The sequence below is a fragment of the Psychrobacter sp. AOP22-C1-C5 genome (genome assembly GCF_052378885.1).
Classification (GTDB): Bacteria; Pseudomonadota; Gammaproteobacteria; order Pseudomonadales; family Moraxellaceae; genus Psychrobacter.
Genome location: NZ_JBQSYC010000012.1, coordinates 53039 through 76947, shown reverse-complemented (window position 1 = coordinate 76947; position 23909 = coordinate 53039). Strand labels below are relative to the sequence as shown.

Genomic DNA, 23909 nt, shown 5'->3' with positions numbered 1-23909 from the left:
TTGTTTATTGATTTATGTACTCATATCACACATATGCTCAACCACCATCCATACGATGATAAATGCTGTGAGAGTGCCTAAAAAGTGTGATTTAAAATAGGGTACTTAAAGTAAGGTGTTTGAATATGGCACCTACAATAACTTATTAGCGTCAGCAATGAGGTGCTGCGGTAGAGGGTGATAAACAATTTGTCAAATACAAGCGACAGTTTGACATACCATGATCACAACAAGAATCGTTGCTAGAAGGCAGTAACAATAGCGCGCCAACGGTGACAACATGGTAAACTGAAATGCTTGGGTAAATTCCCAATCACGTACAGATTAGGGCAGCTATTATAGCACTAGCGTATCAATATAAAAACAGGCGCATCATAGCATAAAGTCATAAAAAATCAGTACCGAAATCTGAGCGATACCGTTATGATGCCTCTCATCTTAACGGCATTATTTTGCTGCCTGCCACAGTCGGTTTGTTTGATGCCATTTTGCTCGTTCAACAGAAGGAATAGATATGACCACCAATACTGCAACAGACGTTTTACTTCATAAAGGCAGTGGTCTACAAGTCGTGGTCGGTTTGGGACAGTCTGGGTTATCGGTCGCACGCTATCTGGCCAATCAAGGTTATCAAGTAGCTGTCACTGATGCTCAGGCAACCCCAAGCTTAGCCAATCAATTGCCAGTCGAAATAGCGATTCGCCAATTTGGTGCCATTGACGCAGAGTTATTGCAACAAGCGGCCCGTATTATTATCAGTCCGGGTATCTCACTGAACACCGAAGCTGTTGCTGCTGCACGGCAAGCCAACATTCCAGTGGTCAGCGACATTCAACTATTTTGTGAAGCTTGTACAGTGCCAATAGTGGCTATTACTGGCTCGAATGCAAAAAGCACCGTCACTACCTTGGTTGGACAGATGGCCGCGGATGCGGGTATTAATGTCGGCGTTGGCGGTAATATAGGCGTGCCAGCTTTGACGCTACTTGATAATACCGATATGGAATTGGCCGTGCTTGAGCTGTCCAGCTTTCAGCTTGAAACCGTGACCAATTTGGGCGCGCAGGTTGCCACGGTTCTCAATATGTCGCCTGATCATCTAGACCGTCACGGCGATATGCTGGGTTATCATCAAGCCAAGCATCGTATCTTTCAAGGTGCCAAGTCCGTGGTCATCAACCGTGAAGACGCGCTGACTCGCCCGCTGGTTGCGGACAATCTGCCTCGAATAAGTACAAGCATTCAGGCTCCAGACAAAGATCAATACGGCCTCATCACTGATTCTGAAGGTCAAATTCATCTGGCGCGTGGTACAGAAAAACTACTATCGGCAGATAAACTGTTGATTAAAGGTCGTCATAATCTGCTCAATGCCCAAGCAGCATTAGCGTTAGGCGAGCTTGCTGGTTTGCCACTGGACAGTATGATACGTACCTTGCAGCAGTTCACAGGACTTGAGCATCGGTGCCAATATGTGGCAAAAGTTGCTGATATTGACTATTTCAATGACTCAAAAGGCACCAATATCGGCTCAACCATGGCGGCCATCCAAGGGTTAGGCGAAGTCTATGCCCCAAAAGACGGCAAGCTACTATTGATATTAGGCGGACAAGGTAAGGGTCAACAATTTGGCGAATTAGCACCTTTTATCAACCGATATGTCAGTCAGGTGCTGTTTATTGGCGAAGATGCCCAGCAAATTGCGCAACATCTACGTGCCGCAAAGATCAGCGACGACGTCACACTGCATCAATGCCAGACGTTAGAAAACGCTTTTATGACCATTCAACAGGTGACGAAAAGTAGCCTGTCACAAGTGCAAGCGGTGCTATTGTCACCTGCCTGTGCCAGCTTCGATCAATATAGTGGCTACGTGGCTCGCGGCGAACATTTCAGTCAGTTGGTTGGTCAATTAAGTTTGCCTGCTCAAGCAGTATGATCACGACTTAAATATTTTAATGGCATAAAACAGTCATATTTCAACAGGTTTGAATGTGAAGCAGCATTTTCTTTATAAATGATTGTTTTGCTTATAGATTGCTGCTACTGTCAAGCATGACTGATTTATCAGACGATATGCCATACTGTTTGTTTGACTATCGACGGAGTATTTTCGATTATCGACGCAGTATTACAGCTGTATCGGACAAAAGGTAGGTGTTTAATAAGGCACTTCTCCTCTGTCAGGATCAGATATTACTAAGTATCTGATCCGATTTATTTTCTATTTTTCAAACGGTGGCGTTTAATAGACGCCGTGTTTTTCGTTCGTTAGTGTATATAAAATTATGGCGCTCTCTTCTTTGTTTCGTTCCTCATCTCAGTCAACACAATCCTCTGGTTCAGACGGTGTTCTTTCTATGCCGTCAGCTCGCGCAATTTTGCTATCAAGCGTCGGCTGTATGCTGGTGCTCAGTTTATTGATGGTGGCTTCTGCATCCATTCCTTTTGCACTCAGCCGGGGTATGACAGAGCTGTACTTTTTTGAAAACCAGCTGCTGTACATGGCAATTGGTCTGATTATTGCTGCTATTCCTTACTATGGCGTGTCTTTACGAACCTTATATAAGACCGAAACCCAGTTTATTTTATTGGGTATTACCGGCTTATTGCTAGTAGCAACCTTATTTAGTACGCCTATTAATGGTTCTAAACGCTGGCTCAATCTCGGGGTATTTAATTTTCAGGTGGCAGAATTGGCCAAATTGGTCATGATTGTCTTCGTCTCTGACTTCGTGGTACGCCGATCCTTCGAGGTTCGTAATGGCTTAGATGGCTTTTTGCGAATTATGTTGGTAGTTGCACTGATAACTATTTTGCTATTGTCACAACCAGATTTCGGTTCCTTTGTCGTTATTCTAGGCACCATTTTTGCGATATTTTATATCGCTGGTGCGCCTTATAAGCACTTTTTAGCACTGGGCGCAGCCGCGGTTGGTGGTGCGGTGTTGATGGTGACGACGGCGCAGTATCGATTGGTACGTGTGCTATCGTTTGTCGATCCGTTTGATGATGTTCAGGATACCGATTATCAGCTCTCGCGTAGTTTGATCGCTTTTGGCCGTGGCGAGTTTGCAGGCGTGGGTTATGGTGAAAGCATACAAAAACTCTCACATCTACCAGAGGCGCACACGGATTTCTTATTGGCGATTACAGGCGAAGAGTTAGGGTTTGTCGGAGTGAGCATGGTGTTGATACTTGAGGCACTGATTATCGGTAGTGCGATGCGCATCAGTTATAATGCGCTCAAACGTCGACAAATGCGTATGAGCTATACCGCCTTTGGTATTGGCGTAGTATTCATTGCGCAGACCATTATCAATGCAGGAATGAACATGGGCGCGCTACCGACCAAAGGTCTGACCATGCCATTCTTTAGTTACGGCGGTTCTTCAATGCTAATTAGCTTAGTAATGGTTGCGCTATTATTAAAGATTTATAAAGAAAGCCCAGAGATAGAAAAAAGCCAGTGCCGTTACTATTAGCGATGTCTATATGATAAGTAGCTTTAATATTTAATTTTGGTTTTGCTTTCTTCTAAAGCGTCGCTAATAGCGTCGCTTTATCGTGTTTATGAGTCGCAGGAGTTCAACTGCTGCTGACCTTGTAGCGGCGTATTGTCCCATTGAGCAATCGCTTGCTTAAGCATATTGGTAGGCGTATCTTTGTCGACGGCGGATTGTTGTAATAACTGTAAAGCCTTAGCGATTAACTGGCTGGGGTCACGCGTATCAATTGGCTGTGCCAGATTTTGTTTGGAGAGCTTTTGCCCCTCAGAATTGCATATCAACGGCAAATGATACCAATGCCCGATAGCAGGTAAGCGTGCGGCATGCAGGATGCTGATTTGTGCGGTGGTCATGGGCAAAATATCCAAACCGCGCATGATATGAGTAACCTGCTGCAAACCATCATCAATGCTGGCTGCTAATATGTAGTTGATCATACCATCTTGGCGTCGAGCTACCATATCCCCTAATGTCTGCTGAGGATTGTCCCACTGTAACCCTTGAATACCGTCATTAAAACCAATGCTGTAGTCTGGCAGTTGTATGCGTAACTTGTGTTGCTGTCTATCAAGATCTTTCGCGACACAGTGACGCGGGTAACGCGTTCTATCTGACAGTACTTGGCTGCTATCAAAAGGGCTGTTTTTTTTCTCTTTTTCCCAATACTGCTCTAAGTCTTTACGCGAGCACTGGCATCCGTAAGTCAGTGGGCGTAGGGCAGAGGACAAGTAGTCATTATAAATATCAATACGCTCAGACTGATAAATAATATCACCATCCCAGTGCAATCCAAGTGCCTCTAAATCTATCAAAATCTGCTCTGTAAATTGCTGATCACAGCGTTCGGTATCAGTATCTTCGATACGCAATAACCACCGACCACCTAGTGATTTGATGTGGCAAAAGCTGGCAAGCGCTGTCGTTAATGACCCAAGATGCAGCTCACCCGTCGGTGAGGGTGCAAAGCGGCCAATAGGCTGTGATGTGGTTTGAGTTGGCATAAGAGTCTAGAGTCTAAGTAGCTTTTAAAATAAAAGACGATTGATAAAGGAAGTATACGAATAGAGTAATAAAGATGGCGGCAAAAAGATATTCATTAAATACACTTATTTTGTTAGCTACTTCTTAGTTATGCAAATTTTCGAGAAAGGGGCAACAGTGAATAAAACCCCTCACATAAAACGCAACAAGCGACCAATAATCTGGTCGCTTGTGCTTGTACTGACATAAAAGTCGTCTACGTTGACCGCTTTGTTAAGCGCCTTGGTTTTGACGTTCTTTGATTTCAGACAGTGTTTTGCAGTCGATACACTGAGTTGCTGTCGGGCGGGCTTCAAGACGGCGCAAACCGATCTCTACTCCACAAGTGTCACAAAACCCATAGTCATCGTTTTCGATTTCTACCATAGATTTATCGATTTTGCGGATGAGCTTACGTTCACGGTCACGCGTACGCAAAGCCAATGCAAACTCTTCTTCTTGAGTAGCACGATCGTTGATATCCGGCATGGCACTTGATTCGTCTTGGATATATGTCTTAGTGCGATCTGCTTCGCCGATCAGTTGGTTTTTCCAGTCTAACAAAATGGCCTTAAAGTGCTCTAACTGTGCTTCAGACATATACTCTTCGTCTTCAGCTGGCACATAAGGCGTAAACTTAACTTCACTCGGATTTGTGGTCGGGGTGCTCATATGGGTATCCTACTTTTCTCAAATTAATTCAATAAAACGACGTATCAGAAGACAAGACGCTATCAATTCCCAACGCTATAATTTGTCCCTTTATAAAACGTTTTAACACTTGGTCATACAAGTAACACAACTGATCTCATACTACATTAGTTTGGTGTGCTTACATCAGCGTATCAATAGTCAGGTATATTGTTATACATATTTTTATTTAAATAGCACTGTCTCAATAAAACTACAAATCGCTGACTATAAAAACTTAGCTTGTGATCGATTTAGCCATCCTAGCTATTATAATTCTGCCCAATATCCAATATTGGGTAGACCTCATTTTATTCTATAAGTTGTATCATTGTTTCTGATAATTATGAAGTGATTTTTTATATCGACGCCATTTTTACTTCAATGGCTCACTCATATCAAATTAAAGGACATTAGCCAAAAGCCCTGTGCGTAAGGGCTAAGCACAATATATTTGTCAATAATTCTGGGGATCAAGTATCTAGTCTTTCAACCCAGCTTGCAACCTTTCCATTGTTGGCTAATTGCAACCAACGATAACCGGGCCGCGCGTTTTTATCGTAAGAAAAATTGTTTTCAAAAGGTTTGAATTGGTAGCAGGTAGAGGGCGTGCTATAGACAGTAACTCCTTGACGATGACGAACTTGATTTTGATGAATATGACCACTGATAATCACTTTTAAATGATCAAATGCGGCCATATGTCGCCAAAAATCTTCAGCGTTTTCTGCCATATGAATGTCAATCCAAGCAGAGTCTACGGGTATCACATGGTGATGTAGGGCGATCAAAGCAGGCTTATCACAAGCGCTGAGTCGCTCACACAACCAATCAATGTCGGCAGGAGTGACTTCGCCTGCCACTTTTCCAGTGATGGACGAGTCCAATAACAGCAGTTGCCAACCATCCGTATCAATCGCGTGCCGGCTGAGCAAGCGTTTGTCGGCTGGCTGAGCAATCAATTGACGCTGCAAAAACGGCAAATCACTACCAGCTTCATCTGTTACGTCGTGATTGCCAGCGATGCAAGCAAAAGGAATACCCGTTGCTTCTAGCACTTCAAAAATATGGTCGTAAATCGTGGTCTGTACTTGACTAACCAAATCGCCAGTTACCAGAATCAAATCGCAGCGAATGTCTGTATTCAATGCTTGATGGAGTACCGTTTCAAAGCAATGCTGACAAACAGTTGCTTCATCATCATTTTCAACAATGGAAGCCACGGGTGAGGTTAAATGCAAATCAGTAAGTTGTAATATATTTACTTGTTTGTCTGAGGTACTGATTTTAGTGACTGGATAGCTTGGCATTGGATGAGTTCCTCATCGAATCAAAACAATGGATGCTGCTACAATGAAAAAATAGCCAATGATCAGTTTTTCACCACTGACAGTTCATGGCTACTAAGTTTATGGCTACTATAAGTCATATTCATTAAAGCCTTCAACGATAATGGTGTATCAGTGTCGATAACATCAGGGAAAATTTATAACATAAAGCGCGTAAAAGCTCTAGCAGTATTGATAAAATTAAGTTGTATAAAAAAGAGGGAAAACCGCGGTTTTCTTCTCGACTTATCTACCACGAGCCGCCCAAAATTTCATTTTGCTCAGCTTTGAAAAAATGAGCGCGACAAAAAATAAGATGGCTAATATCAATACGATAGAAAGCCCCGTTTGAATATCGAGCCAGATACTACCCCAAACGCCTAAAGTGACACCAAGCTGTGCGATCAGCAGCGATATAATGACCATTTGTTTTGGCGATTTTGACCACAAGCGCGCAGTGAGTGCTGGCAAAACCAACAAACCACTGATTAATAAGCTGCCAACCGCTTGTAAGGCAATCGCACAAAATCCTGCCAGCACACCCATAAAAAATAACCGCTGACGTGTTGGATTAATGCCTTGAATGCGAGCCAACGCCTCATTAGTAGCAAGTTTGATTTGTGCAGGCCATATATAAATAAGTAACCCTAATCCAACCAGTACGCTACCAGCAAGTAGTGGCAAATCGCTCCAATCAAGCTCAAGCAAATTACCGAACAAAAATCCCAATACGTTGGCTTGCTGATCAGTCAGCTGAGTCAAGGTCAACAGACCCAAGCAAAGTAAAGATACGGCAACGACTGCCAGTACGGCATCAGCTGGCAAACGCTCATCATCAATCAGTACCAGTCCCAATACGACCACGACGCTGACCAAAGCCACACCTATACCCATCGGTAACTGCCACATTACTGCCAAAGCAACGCCAAGTAGGGTACCGTGTGCCAATGCATCAGCAAAAAATGCCATGCGTCGCCACAATACCAAACACCCCAAGGGTGCAGATAGCAGCGCTAAAATACTGCCAGCGATCCAAGCAGGGGCAATGATGGCTAACCAAGCAGTCATAATACATATCCGTAAAATTTTTTATAAAGGCGCAAAGCTGGCTCTTTGTTTAATAAGCTCAGTTTTAGTAGATTTAATGATGATTCTTATAGTTCAAGCTCGCTTGGCGCACGATGCATACAAGCATGAGGCTGATGCACGTAGGGCTGCTCATAATAATGACCGAATAGTTTTTGAAACTCTGTGCTAATAGCAAGCTCGCTTGGTTGCCCCTCACAGCAAATATGCTTATTGAGACAAATCACCCGTCGACTGCCCCTCATTACCCAATGCAAGTCATGAGAAACCACCAGCATGGCGCAGCGTAAAAAGTCTGGAAGCTTATCAATGAATTGATACAACCAAACCTCTGTATCAGGGTCAAGCCCTTGCATAGGCTCATCTAAAATCAATAAATTGGGTTTGTCTAATAATGCACGTGCGAGCAATACTCGCTGAGTTTCGCCACCTGACAAATGCAGCATTTGCCGCGATAGCAAATGCGTCAGTGACAAATTATCAAATATAAATTCTCGTTGTTCGGCCGTTAACCGTTTTTTATTTGCCTGACCTAATAAGTCACTGACTCGCAATGGCAATATGGGTGGTACGGCAAACCGCTGCGGCACATAACCCAGTTGTAATGGCTGATGTGCTGTGATGCTACCCTTGGTTGGATCAATCAAACCTAAAATGATTTTAACCAATGTCGATTTACCGGCGCCATTTGGCCCGACAAGGCTGACCGTCTCATTGACAGCAATATCGATATCGATATGTGAGAGTAAACGTTGTTGCCCAATGTGGTAGCTCACATTCTGTAAGCTCAACAACTGTGTCCTATCGTCGATAAAATTAGTATCGATAGGGGAGGCTGGTTGTTTACTTGAGTATGATTCAGAAACTTTCATAGGTTTACAGCGGCTTAATTAAAAAGGAATAAAATAGAGGGTGTCGATAGCCAGATTTAGCTTGATTGACACGTCTGACATAGGCCGCTCAGCTCAATGACACTACGTGCCACGACGAAACCAATGTCTTGCTCAGCAAAGCCCATCATTTCTTGCACAGGCAAGCTACTACATTCTTGTACACGCTGGCATTGCTCGCAAATCAAAAATGCTGCTGTATGCTGTGCTCTTGGATGACAACAAGGAACATAAGCATTAATAGAAGTCAGCTGGTGAATCAAACCTTCACTCAGTAAAAACTCTAAACTACGATAAACCGTTGGCGGCGCCACGTTTTTCGCCGTCTGCTTTTTAGGAGACGACTCTTGATCTTGTGAACCAGACTCTGACAATCGCATTTGCTGTAACTGAGTGATTAAATCATATGCGCCGATAGGTTTGTTGGCTTCCAATACCAGCTGGTATATCTGTTGACGCAGTGCAGTGAAGCGTGCACCGCTCAAGCCGCATTGTTCTTTGGCGGCAGCTAAGCGTTCAGTAATGTCGTGGGGCGTAAAGTCTTGCACATCATGCAAATGTTCGCACATGGATAAGCTGGTGGACATATTGCAAGCTCCTAAAAATAAAATGGCTCATTTCATTATAGTGCTTTTTGCTTTATCATAGTATTTTTTATTGTTATAGTATAACATAATAAAGTGAAAAACAGACAAGTTGTCTATGGATACTCCTATCTTCGATAAGATAGGATGCATCGAAAGATTCACACATCACATCTATTCACACATCAAAGAATCTACTATGAACTCAGTTTTCAAATCTCCTTCACGTTTACTTGTTACCTTACAACGACTACTGATGATGGCTGCCGTAACATTCGGATTTTCGACTGTAAGTGCTCAAGCAGCGACTGTTAGCGTGAGTAATCATCCCATGTCTTTGCTCAGTCAGGCGGTGACGGATGGCACACCTGCTGCCAATCAAATTCTACAAGCTGGCGATGTCGGGCACCATGGCAGTATCAGCCCAAGCGATATGAAAGCCATTAGAGACAGTAAGTTTGTGGTTTGGTTTGGTGATGCATTAGAAAACAGCCTTACTGGCAGTTTGAAGACAGCGCCCAATGCTATTTCATTGTTTGATTTCGATGCTTTTAACCGTCATCCACTTCGTGATGTGACAGGAGCGCCCATCGCAGGTACACTTGATCCGCATATTTGGCTCGATCCTGAAAACGCTAAAGCCATCACCCGTGCGTTGGCAGTCATTCATAGCCATGCCAATCCGGAATATAAAGAAACCTATCAAGCCAATGTCGAAAAATTTGCCCAACGCATGGACTCGACAGTAGCACAGGTACAGCAGAGCACACAAAAGTCTCGTCCTTACTGGGCCTACCATGATGCGTATCAATATATTGAAAACGCCGCACAAATACAGCTGGCGGGTAGTGTCACCTCAGACCATCATTTGTCTCCAAAAGCAAGTCAGCTGCGCTGGCTTAATGAAAATCGTCCTGCTAACCAGATGTGTTTGATCAATCAAAGCACCGCTGCAAAAGGTCTACTTGCCAAACTACAACCAGTCAATACCAATGTACAAATCGAAGACATGAGTGACAGCCAAGACTTTATAGAAGGATGGACACGTATGGCGCAGCAAATCAATCAGTGTATTGATAGCAAATAAGATTAAACAAAACTGTTGATCAAATAAATGTTACTATGCCCAAACGTCAGGCACTTTAAAGACAGGTATGGCCTGACTTTAGCTATGGTATTGATCCAAATGGTTGACAAATTTTAGATTATGCTTGCTTAAAAGAATTAGGCTCCTTATAATGAGTAGCGTTTTATTTTGGTTAAAAGGTAATACCTATAAGAGTGAGCTACTTAAAGATACATTCTAAGTACGCTACATTATCCCAATGCCGCAAGGCGATAGGAATACCAATGACCAAGCCTGCCAAACGCACACAGAAAGATAAAATCGGCGTCTATATCAAACGCCAAGCATGGATATTGTTTGTTCTTATTCTTATTGCTTGGACAGTAGATGCAGTTTGGCTTCATAGTAGTCAGCTTCTTATAGCGAAAAGTACCGCTATCGGTGCGCTACTTAGTTTTGTCACTCAAGCAGTATTTGCTTTTTTTATTTTTTGGTATACCGGTTATCGCGCGCGCCAACATATTGTTAGCCAGCTATATCGGGGTCAGATGGCCAAATGGCTGTTGACTGTGTTAGGTTTCGCACTAATTTTTATTACCGTACAACCCCTATCTGCGCCTGCGCTATTTATCGGTTTTATGGTAATGCAAATTAGTCACAGTTGGATGTTGTGGCATGTACGCTAGTGTTAATAAATAATCGCTACACAGATAGTCAGATAATTGATTAATAGCACTAAGTGGGCCACCCTGCCGTCCAGCTTCTCTATGACTAGTTTTACAAAGTCGAAGCACAAAAACTGTTCTTAAACAGTACCGATGATTTTAAAAACTGCCGTATGAGCGTTTGAAATAAACGCAAAATGCAATGACGTAATAACGGGATAAATTGAACGTATTCATTATTAATAATTAGATTTTTACGTTTTGATTATGCTTGCAACGCTATATTAGCAAACGTTATTAGTAGCTAACTTATTCATACAGTAGACAAAAAAATCATAATTGACTTTACACGAATACTACGCTGCATTAATATAAGCGGCTCAATATTCTGCTTATAGGCGCTGCACTAAGCGTCAACTGTGAAAACACGGTATTAAGCAAGCACATATATAATAATTTTGCGTACATATGCAAGGGCTATTACTGAATCATTATAAGCCCTTTTTTGATAGCTAAAATTTATTTTAAGTCATCAAATTTTGCATTGGCAATAGAACTATGGGTTGGATGTTATTGGTTACATGAGTGTTTTAATGTCATTTATTTGCATGTTATCTAGATAAGGCAAATAAGGCATTCACTCTCATCAAATGACAACCATATTTTTGGTAGTTGATTAAATCGTTGATTAATAAGAAGCTTACATTATGGCATCCGAGCAAACATCATCAGAATATATCTCTCACCACTTAACGAATTGGACGTACGGTTATCTGCCGGGCGAAGGCTGGAAAGTTGCCTATACTGCTGAAGAAGCGGGGCTGATGGGCTTTAAAGCTATCCACCTTGATTCTATGCTTTGGTCAATTGGTCTTGGTGTTTTATTTTGTGCCATCTTTTGGATGGTTGCCAAAAAAGTCACTTCAGGTGTGCCAAGCAAAACTCAAGCAGCGGTTGAGATGATCGTCGAGTTTGTTGATAGCAACGTTCGTGATTCATACAGTGGTACTTCAAAATTGATTGCACCATTGGCGTTAACCATTTTTGTTTGGATCTTCTTGATGAATTTAATGGATTTGATACCCGTTGATTTCATTCCAGGTATTGCAGGGCAAATTGGCGCTGCTATGGGCCATGATCCACATCATGTTTTCTTTAAGATTGTTCCAACGACTGACCCTAATATCACGCTTGGCATGTCATTTTCTGTCTTTGCACTGATTATCTTCTATAGCATTAAAGAAAAAGGTTTGGGCGGCTTTGTTGGTGAATTAACATTGCATCCATTTAGCGCCAAAAACCCAATCGTACAAGCGATTTTAATCCCCATCAACTTTATTTTAGAAGCAGTTACCCTAATTGCTAAGCCAGTTTCACTTGGTTTACGTTTATTCGGTAACATGTATGCTGGGGAGTTAATTTTCATACTGATTGCTCTAATGCCGTTTTGGATTCAATGGGCGTTATCGGTACCGTGGGCTATCTTCCACATCTTAGTTATTACACTTCAAGCGTTCGTATTTATGATGCTGACGATAGTTTACATGTCGCTTGCATCATCAACTGAACATTAATTAGACATTCAATAGGTAAATGAGGATACATCAATGGATCCAGTATTAGGTGGTTACACAGTTATCGCAGTAGCACTACTTATCGGTCTTGGCGCACTTGGCACAGGTATTGGTTTTGCTATTCTAGGCGGCAAATTCTTAGAAGGTGTTGCGCGTCAGCCAGAACTTGGCTCACAATTGCAAACTCGTATGTTCATCGTAGCAGGTCTTCTTGATGCTATTCCGATGATCGGTGTTGGTATTGCTATGCTATTGTTGTTCGCTAACCCTCTAGCAGGTTAATCCGAAAGCTCAGTTGTAAATGTTTGGTACTCAAGGATTGTCTAACAAATATAGTCAAGATTTGACTGCCAAACATGATCAATGAAACTGATTTTTCATTAACAAAGAGGTGATCACGTGAATATCAATTTTACCCTCGTCGGTCAAGCCATTGCTTTTGCAATATTTGTGATTTTTTGCATGAAATTCGTGTGGCCACCACTGATCGGTGCCATTAATGAACGTCAGCGTAAAATTACTGAAGGCCTGAATGCCGCAGAAAAAGCAAAAGCAGATTTGGCAACCGCGGAGCAAGATGTCCAACACGAACTTGACCGTGCGAAGACCAAGGCTGCAGCTTTAATCGAGCAAGCGAACAAGAGTGCAAACCAGCTTGTTGAAGATGCCAAAGCGCAAGCCCAAGTAGAAAGCGAGCGTATTCGTCAACAAGCCCAAGCGTCTATCGACCAAGAAATCAATCAAGCGCGTGAGTCATTGCGTGCCCAAGTTGCTGAACTGGCTGTACTTGGTGCAGAAAAGATTTTGCAAGACAAAGTCGATGCGCAAAAACATGCCAGCATGTTAGACCAACTGGCGGCGAAGCTGTAATTGTGAGGATATAATGGCTGACTTATCAACATTAGCACGACCGTACGCTAAAGCCGCGTTTGACTATGCCAACGAAAACGGGGTAGTAAATGAGTGGGAAAACTTCTTATTTATTGCCAGTACCGTTGTCAGTGACAAGTCTTTCAGTACTTGGCTAGACAATCCAGCTGTTTCTGCTGAGCATAAGTCAGCTGCTTTGGTCGATCTTTATGATACGCAAGTGGCTAGCGCTAATGATTCTGCTTTTAAGCAATTATTAGGTGAGACTCAAGGGATTCGCCCTGACAGTAACGCCAGCTATCCAAAAGTATCAGTAGCACTTAGTAACTTCGTTAAACAGTTATCAGAACAAGAGCGTCTGGTGCTGCTTCCTGAAGTTTATGAGCATTATCGCCGCCACAAGGCAATAAGCTTAAAGCAGCTTGACGCATATGTGACCTCTGCCTATCCATTGACCGACGCTCAGCGTGAAATGCTTCAAACGCGTCTTGCCGCATCGTTAAATGCTAGTGTGGTGATTCACGAGTCGGTCGATCCAAGTCTATTGGCAGGCGCTACTATCAAAGTCGGTGACAAAGTTATTGACGATTCGATACGCGGCAAGTTACAACAGTTAAAAACACAGCTAACTGCCTAATGCCATTCATCGGCGCAGCCATTTAATATCTGCGTGATTGTAAGAGCATTTAAGTCAGTAGGCGGGTTATCATAAATTAAAGGAAACAAGGCAATGCAACAATTGAATCCAGCGGAAATCAGTAACCTGATTAAGCAGCGTATTCAAGACCTTGATGCGGGTGCAACTGCAAAGAATGAAGGCACGATTGTCAAAGTATCTGACGGTATCGTGCAGATTCATGGTCTTGAAGATGCCATGTACGGCGAAATGATTGAGTTTGAAGGCGAAATCTATGGAATGGCGCTTAACTTAGAGCGTGATTCTGTCGGCGCGGTAGTACTTGGTGATTACCTAAAGCTGCAAGAAGGTCAAAAAGCCTATTGTACTGGTCGTATCCTTGAAGTACCAGTAGGTCCTGAGCTGCTAGGCCGTGTTGTTGACGCCTTGGGTAATCCTATTGATGGCAAAGGTCCTATCAATGCTAAAATGACTGACAAAGTCGAAAAAATCGCTCCAGGCGTTATCGACCGTCAGTCAGTAGATCAACCAGTAATGACGGGTTATAAAGCCGTTGATACTATGATTCCAATTGGCCGTGGTCAGCGTGAGCTTATCATTGGTGACCGTCAGACAGGTAAAACTGCGATGGCTATCGATGCGATCATCGCGCAGAAGTCGTCTGGTATTAAGTGTGTGTATGTTGCAATCGGTCAGAAACGTTCGACCATTGCTAACGTCGTACGTAAGCTTGAACAAACTGGCGCATTAGAATATACCACGGTTGTGGTTGCTTCAGCATCAGAGCCAGCAGCGCTGCAGTATATTGCACCGTACTCAGGTTGTACGATGGGTGAATACTTCCGTGACCGCGGTGAAGATGCACTGATCGTATTTGATGATTTATCAAAACAAGCTGTCGCTTATCGCCAAATTTCACTACTATTACGTCGTCCGCCAGGTCGTGAAGCTTATCCTGGTGATGTATTCTATTTACACTCACGTTTACTTGAGCGTGCATCACGTGTAAATGCTGACTATGTAGAAAAATTCACTAACGGTGAAGTGAAAGGTAAAACGGGTTCTTTGACCGCGCTACCTATCATTGAAACTCAAGCAGGTGACGTATCTGCGTTCGTACCAACCAACGTAATTTCAATTACTGATGGTCAGATTTTCTTAGAATCAAGTCTATTTAACTCAGGTATCCGTCCAGCAGTAAACGCTGGTATCTCGGTATCGCGTGTGGGCGGGGCAGCTCAGACTAAGATTATTAAAAAGCTATCTGGTGGTATCCGTACAGCACTGGCTCAGTATCGTGAACTAGCAGCATTTGCTCAGTTTGCCTCTGATCTTGATGACGCGACTCGTGAACAGCTTGATCATGGTGAGCGCGTAACCGAACTGATGAAGCAAAAGCAGTATCAGCCAATGTCAGTTTCTGAGCAAGCCGCTGTTATCTATGCTTCAAACGAAGGGTTCTTAGCTGACGTTCCAGTTGAAAAGATTGGTTCTTTTGAAGAAGCTTACTTACGTTACATGCATGATGAGCAAAGTGAATTGATGCGTGAGATTGATGACACTGCGAACTACAACGATGATATCGCAGGTCGTTTAAAGTCAGCTTTAGAGACCTTTAAACAAAATCACAGTTATTAATTTAACGGGTTAAGCCGGATTGGTTATAACTGTCGTTTATAAAGTGGCGCGTTGTCTAACCAGATATTTGCGCCACTGTTTTAACCATTTACGGTATTAGATCGCGTAATGCACAAGATATAAAATATTATTCTGTAAGACTGATGTTATATATTAAATGATTGTCGCATGCGCCAATGCTTTTTAACCCTCTTATATTGGAATCATTATGGCAAGCTTAAAAGAGATACGTGCCAAAGTCACCAGTATTAAAAGCACCCAAAAAATTACTCGCGCTATGCAGATGGTAGCGGCGAGTAAAATGCGTCGTGCTCAAGAGCGCATGGAAGTGGGTCGCCCGTATGCTGATAGTATGCGCCGGGTTATTTCACATTTGGTGCATGCCTCATCAGACTACAAACATCCGTACATGGTATCGCGTCCGGTCAATAAGGTTGGCTACATTGTCATTACCTCTGACCGCGGTCTGGCGGGTGGTTTGAATATTAACTTATTCAAAGCATTATCTAAAAGTATTCAGCAGTATCAAGACCAGTCTGTACAAACTGAGTTTGCAGTCATTGGCGCTAAAGGTGTAAGTTTCTTCAAAAACTTTGGCGGTAAAGTCACCTCAGCAGTCACTGATTATGGCGATAAACCAACGTTTGAGCAATTAAACGCACCTGTTCAGGCTATGCTTGAAGACTATAGTAACGGTAAATTAGACCGTATCTATGTAGTATACAATCAATTCGTCAATGCCATGACTCAAAAACCGACGGTCAATCAGTTAGTACCTCTTCCAGAAGGTTCTCTAAATGGTGAAGACAGCGGTATACAGACAGAACTTAGCTGGGATTATATCTACGAGCCTGACATCAAGACTTTGATTGATGAGTTGCTTGGCCGTTATATTGAGTCGATTGTTTATCAAGCGGTAATGGAAAACATTGCCTCTGAGCAGTCGTCACGTATGGTTGCGATGAAAGCGGCAACAGATAATGCTGGTGACCTTATTAACGATTTACAGTTGGTTTATAACAAGCTGCGTCAAGCGGCGATTACCCGAGAAATATCGGAAATCGTTGGCGGTGCTGCTGCTGTTTCATAATTGACTACACCTATATATAGAAGTTCAAGGAGAACGCAATGAGTAGCGGTCGTATTGTACAGATTATTGGCGCGGTTCTTGACGTTGAGTTCAACCGTAACGAAGTTCCTCAAATTTTTGATGCCTTGCAGGTAGATGGTACCGAAACCACACTAGAAGTCCAGCAACAGTTAGGTGATGGTATCGTACGTACTATTGCAATGGGTTCAACCGAAGGCCTAAAGCGTAACTTAACGGTCACCAACACGGGCGCTCCTATCGCTGTGCCTGTCGGTATCGGTACGCTTGGCCGTATCATGGATGTTCTTGGTCGTCCTATCGATGAAGAAGGTCCTGTAATCGCTGATGAAAAATGGTCTATTCACCGTGAAGCGCCAAGCTATGCGGACCAGTCAAACAGCACTGAGCTATTAGAGACCGGTATCAAAGTTATCGACTTACTTTGCCCGTTCGCTAAAGGTGGTAAAGTTGGTCTGTTTGGTGGTGCTGGTGTTGGTAAAACCGTCAACATGATGGAATTGATTAACAACATTGCTCTTAAACACGAAGGTTTGTCCGTGTTCGCTGGCGTTGGTGAGCGTACTCGTGAAGGGAACGACTTTTATCACGAAATGCAAGAAGCGGGCGTTGTAAACACCGAAGACTTTAGTAAATCTAAAGTTGCGATGGTATATGGTCAGATGAATGAGCCACCAGGTAACCGTTTACGTGTTGCACTGTCTGGTTTGACGATGGCTGAGTACTTCCGTGATACTAAAGATCCTACTACTGGTAAAGGTCGTGACGTATTATTATTCGTTGATAATATCTATCGTTATACGCTAGCGGGTACTGAAGTATCAGCTTTGCTTGGTCGTATGCCATCAGCGGTTGGTTATCAGCCAACACTGGCTGAAGAGATGGGTATGCTACAAGAGCGTATTACGTCGACTCAGTCAGGTTCAATTACTTCAGTTCAAGCTGTATATGTACCTGCCGATGACTTGACCGATCCATCACCAGCAACGACGTTTGCTCACTTGGATGCGACAGTTGTACTAAGCCGTGATATCGCATCACAAGGTATTTATCCTGCGGTTGATCCACTTGATTCAACATCACGTCAGTTAGATCCATTAGTGATTGGCGAAGAGCATTATAATGTTGCTCGCGGTGTGCAAGAAATTTTGCAGCGCTATAGAGAGTTAAAAGACATCATCGCCATTTTGGGTATGGATGAGTTATCAGAAGAAGATAAGCTAGTAGTTTATCGTTCGCGTAAGATTCAGCGCTTCTTGTCACAGCCATTCCACGTTGCTGAAGTCTTTACTGGCGCACCTGGTAAATATGTACCACTACGCGATACCATTGCTAGCTTTAAAGCAATCATCGCTGGTGAATACGATGACCTACCAGAGCAAGCATTCTATATGGCTGGTGGCATCGATGAAGTCGTTGCAAAAGCAGAGAAAATGAAATCTACTGCAGCGTAAGTTGTGTTAGCATTTGCTAAAGGGCAGATAGGCTTTAACAAGCCTATTTGCCAGTAGGTCACGCATCGCAGTTTTGATTGTAAGGAGTTAAGTATGGCAACGTTACAATGTCGCGTCGTAAGTGCTCGTGAAGAGTTGTATTCAGGCGAAATTAGCATGTTAATAGCTACTGGCACCGAAGGCGAGATTGGTGTATTGCCAGGTCACACACCGCTTATTACTTTGCTAAAACCCGGTGCAATGCGAGTGCAAACACCAAACGGTGAAGAAGAAGTGATTTATGTATCAGGTGGTGTGTTAGAAGTACAACCGAAGATGGTGACAGTATTGGCTGACACGGCAATGCGTGCAGACAATCTTGACGAAAGCAAAATTGTTGAAGCGCGTAAAAAAGCTGAGCAAATGCTGGTTAACCAATCTGATACGGTACAAACCAACGCAGCTTTGGCTTCATTAGCAGAGTCAGTGGCACAACTACAGACCATTCGTAAATATAAGAATCGTGCTTAGTTTAGTAGATTGATTTAGACCTTATTAATAGTAAAAAAACAGCCCACAATGGGCTGTTTTTTTTATGTCTATGATTTACTGTTTTGGTGACTTGCTTAGTCTCACATTCATTTTATGGATCTTTATATTAGAGATTTTTAGCACATTATTATGCATAATATATAAGGTGTCCTACAATATGTGTATGAATGCTAAAGGAATAAACTATTAGTAGGAAATTGCTAAAAATGTTGCTGGCGACAATGACAATATGTGGTTATATTAGATAGGATAGATGATGAGTATCGAGTAGGGGTTGAATGTACTGTTGCTACGCAAGTCACTAAGCTCGATTATTTCTATATATTTAAACAGTGACGGGTAAACAAAATCCGCCTTACTCACTGTTATTCGCTTAGAGTGCGTAATTTTCGGACGTAAACTAAAGTTTTAATGAGTGTAGTTTATAGGTTTTGTTAACGACTATAAGCTATAGTATAGGAAGCTGTAGGTTTAATAGTATACTGTGCTACCAAGTTTGTAACAGCTATACGAACATCAATTGCACCCGCTCAAGGTGCTATTAATTTTACCGCTCTTACTTTTACTGCTTTTAAATTAGATGTATTAGAGGATATAACAATGACAACAACTGAAGAAGACAACACCCCCCGAATCTTAATTGTTGAGGATGATGAGCGTCTAGCCATGTTGACTCAAGATTACTTGGTCAAAAACGGTTTAGAAGTAGCAATTGAAACTGATGGTAACCGTGCTATTCGCCGTATCGTCAATGAACAACCAGATTTGGTCGTACTTGATGTCATGCTTCCTGGTAGCGATGGTCTTACGGTATGCCGTGAAGTTCGCCCGCACTATCAGAATCCTATCTTAATGTTGACTGCTCGTACTGAAGATATGGATCAGGTGCTTGGTCTTGAGATGGGTGCTGACGATTACGTCGCAAAACCAGCTCAGCCACGTGTGTTACTTGCGCGTATTCGTGCTTTATTACGCCGTTCAGAAAACGCACCGTCAGAAGATGTGCCACAACGCCTAGAATTTGGCGAGTTGGTTATTGACAATGGTGGTCGCTCAGTTAATCTAGGCGATGAGTTGGTTGATTTCACTAGCGCCGAATATGATCTATTGTGGTTGCTCGCCTCTAATGCTGGCCGTATTTTATCGCGTGAAGACATTTTTGAGCGCTTGCGTGGTATCGAATATGATGGTCAAGATCGCTCAATTGATGTACGCATTTCACGTATTCGTCCAAAAATCGGCGATGATCCAGAAAACCCAAAACGTATCAAAACCGTACGTAGTAAGGGTTATTTGTTCGTGAAAGAAGGCAATTAAGTCTATCTTGCTTATGCAATAGCTTACTGGTTATCACCGTAAAATAAAAAACCAGCCTATATGCTGGTTTTTTTTGGCTAAATTTTAATTTTTAAACTTAAACGCAGTGTTATGTGGTTTAATTAAGCGATTATTACGGACGCGAATTAAGTATACCTATTATCGATGTGGTTTTAGGCAATGGTTGTCCGTCAATTAAAATATAGCAGCCAAAATGGCTTTACTCAACAGTGCTCGTTACCATTTATAATGCAGCGTTTGTCTGTAAAACGGTAGCAGCAGTTTTTATTCCTTAAGTTGGTCACGGCACGTATGTCATTAGTTTCTTCTTTAAAACACAGTATCTTTGTTCGTATTTATGCTGGACTGCTCATAGTCTGTTTATGTGTGGCATTGTTTGCCCAGCTATTGATGGATACAATCAATAAAGAACGCGTGCAGTCCTACCGTGAAAGTATGGCAACAGGTGCTTTTCATCTGGTAAGTGAAGGAATTGCTCATCAAGACAGTGAAGAGCAGCGTGAATATTGGCTGTCGGATGCCAGTAGCTTATTTGGTTCAAAATTTAGCATCATTCCTATTAGTGAGGTAGATTTTAACGCCAGTGAACTGCGACGTTTCGAAAACGGCAGCACGGTGGTTCGCTATGTCAGTCAACCTATTTATGCCGATGTTTATTATCGTTTGCCAGACAATAAAAATGTGCTAACAGCGAGAATATCGCAAGTCACTGAGCAGCAAGTACGAGCAATTGCTGTATTTTTATTGGACGACTTGTCGTATTACATGACATTGTCAGATAAACGGGAACGGTTGGCTCAGTTAGAAGAAAAGTTTACTTTTCCATTGGAGTTAAAAGCATCAAACACAATGGATCTGGATTCAGACCAGATGGCACGCTTACGGCGTGATGAAGTCGTTATCTCATTACAAGATACCAATAGTAGCAAAACCAACTCTGCTATCAAGATTGTTGTACCTTCTGAAATAAGCGACATGGCAATTTTGATTGGTCCTGTGCCTTTGTTTAACTGGTTCCCACTCAATCTGATTATCAGTATGATTCTTATCAGTATGTTTTTAATCAGTTTGGGTGTGTATGCGCTTATTTTCCCGCTTGAGCGTAAACTACAATTGATTCAAGTCGGTGTCAATGAAGTCAGTAAAGGTAATCTTGATATTCAGGTTCAGGTTATTGGACAAGATGAGATTGCCCGTTTGTCGGCAACTTTTAATGCAATGACCTCGCATATCAAGCGTTTGATTGAATCACAGCGAGAATTGACACGTGCCGTCTCTCATGAACTGCGTACGCCCGTTGCTCGTATCCGCTTTGCCGTCGATATGTTGGCTGATACCGATGATGAAGATTCTCGCTTTATGCAGCGTGATTATATCGATGAAGATATTGAAGCATTGAATGGTTTGATTGATGAGATTTTGACCTATGCCAAGCTTGAAGAAGGTTCGCCAAAGTTAGATTTAGAGCCTGTGAACCTTAGGGAATTGCTTGAGCAGGTCGAACGCGAGACCAATGCGTTGGGCAAAACCATCAAGATCGTCACTAAGCTACCAAATGCTAAAGTAACGGCAATTGCAGATCGACGCTACCTACACCGCGTGATTCAGAATCTGGCTGGTAACGCGTTGCGGTATGCAGAGACGACGATTATCATTAGTGCAGGCGTCAAAAAAGGCAATGCTTTCGTAACGGTTGAAGATGATGGTCATGGTATTCCCGAAGCGGATCGCGAAAAGGTCTTTATTCCTTTTTCACGTTTGGACGACAGCCGAACAAGAGCGTCGGGTGGCTATGGTCTGGGTCTGTCGATTGTGTCGCGTATTGCCTTTTGGTTTAATGGCGGTATGAAGGTAGATGAGAGCGAAGAGCTCGGCGGTGCCAGATTTGTCATGACATGGCCGATCAAACCACTGACGCAGATTCTTGCTGCAGATGAATTAACGCAAGAAAAAAGCGAACGTGATTTTGAGGTGAAGTAATCTGGTGGATTAAATCGTAAATGTTTTTAGGTAATAGATGTTTAAGTGGATTGAGGCATTATAGAATACTTTGATTCGCGAGCAGATTTATTGTCGGTTAACTGATTCTTGCTATAAGTAGATTCAAAGGAAAGGAGGGCGAAAGATGCCGTATTTATTTGGTGGTTTGGTACTTTTGAATGCGATAACGCTGGGGTATTATTTATTTTTTAAGCCGCCATCGACGACGCAAACCCTGAAGGCTGCGAAAGACGAAATCACTCAGCCATTAGCGTTTACTAATAGTGCCAAGTATATTCCGCCTGTTATTGGAACAAAAGATTAGTTTATATCGATCAACACCAAAGCGTTGATCGTATTTTCCTGTTACTCGCTACCCTTTTTGGTCTGTGTTATCCGGCACGCTGTCATTAGCAACTGAGACCGCTTCTGTATCGGCAGCGACGGTATCATCGCCTGCAACCTTAGAGAGTAAGGGAATACGTACGCACACTTGCAGACCGCCGTCAGGATGATTGATGGCTTCTACTGTACCATGATGCAATCTTGCAATACGGTCTACGATGGCAAGACCCAAGCCACTTCCTTGTGTGGTTCGTGCGGTTTCTCCTCGCTCAAAAGGTTGCATGATTCGTTCTAGCTGGTCTTCTGCAACACCACTGCCACAGTCGCGCACACATATCAATAATTGCTCTTGTGCTTCTTTATTGACCGCATTTTCACTAACGACATCGCTGTCCTCATCTTCAATTGTTTCTATAAAGGTTGGCACAACGGTCGCCGACAGATAAATTGGTGGCTGACCATAACGCTTGGCATTGTTGACCAAATTAATAACCAAACGCTTAATAGACATAGGACGTACGGGCACAACTTTGTGACATTCAGATTGGTAAACAAACGCCATTGGTGCAAACTGCACCATGATTTCATTAAAGATGGTGTCCAAATTGGTTAAGCTGACTGGCTCATCCGATCCATCTTTCATAAATGAGATAAACTGCTCTAAAATAGCGTCCATGTCTTCAATATCGTAAATCAACCCTTCCCGAAAAAAATCATCAGGCAGCATCTCAGCTGTCAAACGCATACGAGTCAAAGGAGTCCGCAGATCATGTGAGATACCAGCAAGCATGATCGTTCGTTCTTTTTGAGCTTGGTTCAAAGTAGTGAATAGACGATTGAACGCCATATTTACCTGACGTATTTCTGTAGGGCCTTTTTGCGTGGGCAGTGTGGTGGCGTGACCAAGACGGATATAATTGGTCGCGGCACGCTGTAAGTACCGCAGTGGACGATTTAATTGCCGTGCCAATAAAATAATGGTTAATAGCGATAAAATAGGCAACCCGATAAGGAATAATACCAACAACCCTGGGCTATATTGTGAATAATAAACCACTGGTTCGCGAATCCAAAAACTGTCATCACGGCTGTCTTGTACCCACAGCTGCGGGGTAGGTTTGAATTTAAAATAAACCTCAACAGGCCGACCTAATTGTGCGCCAATTTCACGTTGCAACACATCAGTAAACACACCAACAAATGCTTTATCAGACACCTCTGGAAAGTCATTGGGATTGTTTACGACCACCACGTGCGAATGCTGATAAATCCATTGACGCACATCAGGACGATCTTGCCAGTCTTCGTTGACGCTAATCATCAACTGCAACTCGCTTGTCAAATAGCGCGCATGGTTTTTAAGTTCTGGTAAATACAGACTGCGCCAAAAAAATAAAATCGACAAGCCAACACTGATCAGAACAATAAAAGAGACCATCAAGGTTGTCAGCCAAGTGTTGGAGTAGGAGCGTGCTAGCCAACCTTTACGGCGAGGTTGCGAGTTTGGTATGGTCATATAAGTCCAAGGCGTTAAGAGATTCTTATTGATTTGAATGTAAAGCCTAAAGCCGGTAACGGATTTTTAGGGCAAGTCTG

General features: G+C 42.8%; 22 protein-coding genes. 15 read left to right on the top strand and 7 right to left on the bottom strand.

Annotated features, from left to right (window positions below; genetic code table 11):
- The first annotated feature begins 514 nt into the window (after positions 1 to 514).
- Positions 515 to 1939 carry a UDP-N-acetylmuramoyl-L-alanine--D-glutamate ligase gene (gene murD / locus ACT3TH_RS12680; RefSeq protein WP_444756191.1) on the top strand — a complete coding sequence of 475 codons (1425 nt, stop codon included), beginning with the start codon at positions 515 to 517 and terminating at the stop codon, positions 1937 to 1939.
- Between the two features lie 421 nt (positions 1940 to 2360).
- On the top strand, positions 2361 to 3485 hold the full coding sequence (gene ftsW, locus ACT3TH_RS12675; RefSeq protein WP_444756190.1) for a putative lipid II flippase FtsW: 1125 nt from the start codon (positions 2361 to 2363) through the stop codon (positions 3483 to 3485).
- Between the two features lie 86 nt (positions 3486 to 3571).
- Here the strand turns inward: ftsW and gluQRS are convergent, their stop codons facing one another.
- The 6 genes from gluQRS to ACT3TH_RS12645 all read right to left on the bottom strand — a co-directional run bounded on the left by gluQRS (position 3572) and on the right by ACT3TH_RS12645 (position 9110).
- Positions 3572 to 4510: a tRNA glutamyl-Q(34) synthetase GluQRS gene (gluQRS, locus tag ACT3TH_RS12670; RefSeq protein WP_444756189.1), complete on the bottom strand. Its 939-nt coding sequence runs from the start codon at positions 4508 to 4510 to the stop codon at positions 3572 to 3574.
- 253 nt (positions 4511 to 4763) lie between these two features.
- Positions 4764 to 5201, bottom strand: a complete 438-nt coding sequence (gene dksA / locus ACT3TH_RS12665; protein ID WP_444756188.1) for an RNA polymerase-binding protein DksA — start codon at positions 5199 to 5201, stop codon at positions 4764 to 4766.
- 491 nt (positions 5202 to 5692) lie between these two features.
- Positions 5693 to 6529: a metallophosphoesterase gene (locus ACT3TH_RS12660; protein WP_444756187.1), complete on the bottom strand. Its 837-nt coding sequence runs from the start codon at positions 6527 to 6529 to the stop codon at positions 5693 to 5695.
- A gap of 264 nt (positions 6530 to 6793) precedes the next feature.
- On the bottom strand, positions 6794 to 7615 hold the full coding sequence (locus tag ACT3TH_RS12655) for a metal ABC transporter permease (protein WP_444756186.1): 822 nt from the start codon (positions 7613 to 7615) through the stop codon (positions 6794 to 6796).
- Positions 7616 to 7701: 86 nt separating this feature from the next.
- Complete coding sequence (locus ACT3TH_RS12650; protein ID WP_444756185.1) at positions 7702 to 8505, bottom strand: metal ABC transporter ATP-binding protein; 804 nt, start codon at positions 8503 to 8505, stop codon at positions 7702 to 7704.
- A gap of 56 nt (positions 8506 to 8561) precedes the next feature.
- On the bottom strand, positions 8562 to 9110 hold the full coding sequence (locus ACT3TH_RS12645) for a Fur family transcriptional regulator (RefSeq protein ID WP_444756184.1): 549 nt from the start codon (positions 9108 to 9110) through the stop codon (positions 8562 to 8564).
- Between the two features lie 196 nt (positions 9111 to 9306).
- Here ACT3TH_RS12645 and ACT3TH_RS12640 point away from each other — a divergent pair, with 196 nt between their 5' ends.
- From ACT3TH_RS12640 to ACT3TH_RS12580, 13 genes are all read left to right on the top strand, one after another.
- Positions 9307 to 10194 (top strand): metal ABC transporter solute-binding protein, Zn/Mn family, encoded by an 888-nt coding sequence (locus ACT3TH_RS12640; RefSeq protein ID WP_444756183.1) that lies wholly within the window; start codon positions 9307 to 9309, stop codon positions 10192 to 10194.
- 263 nt (positions 10195 to 10457) lie between these two features.
- Complete coding sequence (locus ACT3TH_RS12635; protein ID WP_444756182.1) at positions 10458 to 10859, top strand: ATP synthase subunit I; 402 nt, start codon at positions 10458 to 10460, stop codon at positions 10857 to 10859.
- 686 nt (positions 10860 to 11545) lie between these two features.
- Positions 11546 to 12412: a F0F1 ATP synthase subunit A gene (gene atpB / locus ACT3TH_RS12630; protein WP_444756181.1), complete on the top strand. Its 867-nt coding sequence runs from the start codon at positions 11546 to 11548 to the stop codon at positions 12410 to 12412.
- Positions 12413 to 12445: 33 nt separating this feature from the next.
- Positions 12446 to 12694 carry a F0F1 ATP synthase subunit C gene (atpE, locus tag ACT3TH_RS12625; RefSeq protein ID WP_010197960.1) on the top strand — a complete coding sequence of 83 codons (249 nt, stop codon included), beginning with the start codon at positions 12446 to 12448 and terminating at the stop codon, positions 12692 to 12694.
- A 117-nt stretch (positions 12695 to 12811) separates the two neighbouring features.
- On the top strand, positions 12812 to 13282 hold the full coding sequence (locus ACT3TH_RS12620) for a F0F1 ATP synthase subunit B (protein ID WP_444756180.1): 471 nt from the start codon (positions 12812 to 12814) through the stop codon (positions 13280 to 13282).
- Positions 13283 to 13295: 13 nt separating this feature from the next.
- Positions 13296 to 13919 (top strand): F0F1 ATP synthase subunit delta, encoded by a 624-nt coding sequence (locus tag ACT3TH_RS12615; RefSeq protein WP_444756179.1) that lies wholly within the window; start codon positions 13296 to 13298, stop codon positions 13917 to 13919.
- A gap of 93 nt (positions 13920 to 14012) precedes the next feature.
- Complete coding sequence (gene atpA / locus ACT3TH_RS12610; RefSeq protein ID WP_444756178.1) at positions 14013 to 15557, top strand: F0F1 ATP synthase subunit alpha; 1545 nt, start codon at positions 14013 to 14015, stop codon at positions 15555 to 15557.
- Between the two features lie 208 nt (positions 15558 to 15765).
- On the top strand, positions 15766 to 16647 hold the full coding sequence (gene atpG / locus ACT3TH_RS12605; RefSeq protein ID WP_444756177.1) for a F0F1 ATP synthase subunit gamma: 882 nt from the start codon (positions 15766 to 15768) through the stop codon (positions 16645 to 16647).
- Positions 16648 to 16685: 38 nt separating this feature from the next.
- Positions 16686 to 18119, top strand: a complete 1434-nt coding sequence (gene atpD / locus ACT3TH_RS12600; RefSeq protein ID WP_444756176.1) for a F0F1 ATP synthase subunit beta — start codon at positions 16686 to 16688, stop codon at positions 18117 to 18119.
- A gap of 93 nt (positions 18120 to 18212) precedes the next feature.
- Entirely contained in the window at positions 18213 to 18629 is a 417-nt protein-coding gene (locus ACT3TH_RS12595; RefSeq protein ID WP_444756175.1) for a F0F1 ATP synthase subunit epsilon, read from the top strand.
- A gap of 621 nt (positions 18630 to 19250) precedes the next feature.
- Positions 19251 to 19967 carry a response regulator gene (locus ACT3TH_RS12590; RefSeq protein WP_010197939.1) on the top strand — a complete coding sequence of 239 codons (717 nt, stop codon included), beginning with the start codon at positions 19251 to 19253 and terminating at the stop codon, positions 19965 to 19967.
- A 312-nt stretch (positions 19968 to 20279) separates the two neighbouring features.
- Positions 20280 to 21968, top strand: a complete 1689-nt coding sequence (locus ACT3TH_RS12585; protein WP_444756174.1) for an ATP-binding protein — start codon at positions 20280 to 20282, stop codon at positions 21966 to 21968.
- Positions 21969 to 22113: 145 nt separating this feature from the next.
- Complete coding sequence (locus ACT3TH_RS12580) at positions 22114 to 22293, top strand: hypothetical protein (protein WP_444756173.1); 180 nt, start codon at positions 22114 to 22116, stop codon at positions 22291 to 22293.
- Between the two features lie 48 nt (positions 22294 to 22341).
- On the opposite strand, the gene ACT3TH_RS12575 is transcribed toward ACT3TH_RS12580, so the two are convergent.
- Positions 22342 to 23829: an ATP-binding protein gene (locus tag ACT3TH_RS12575; RefSeq protein ID WP_444756172.1), complete on the bottom strand. Its 1488-nt coding sequence runs from the start codon at positions 23827 to 23829 to the stop codon at positions 22342 to 22344.
- Positions 23830 to 23909 lie beyond the last annotated feature (80 nt).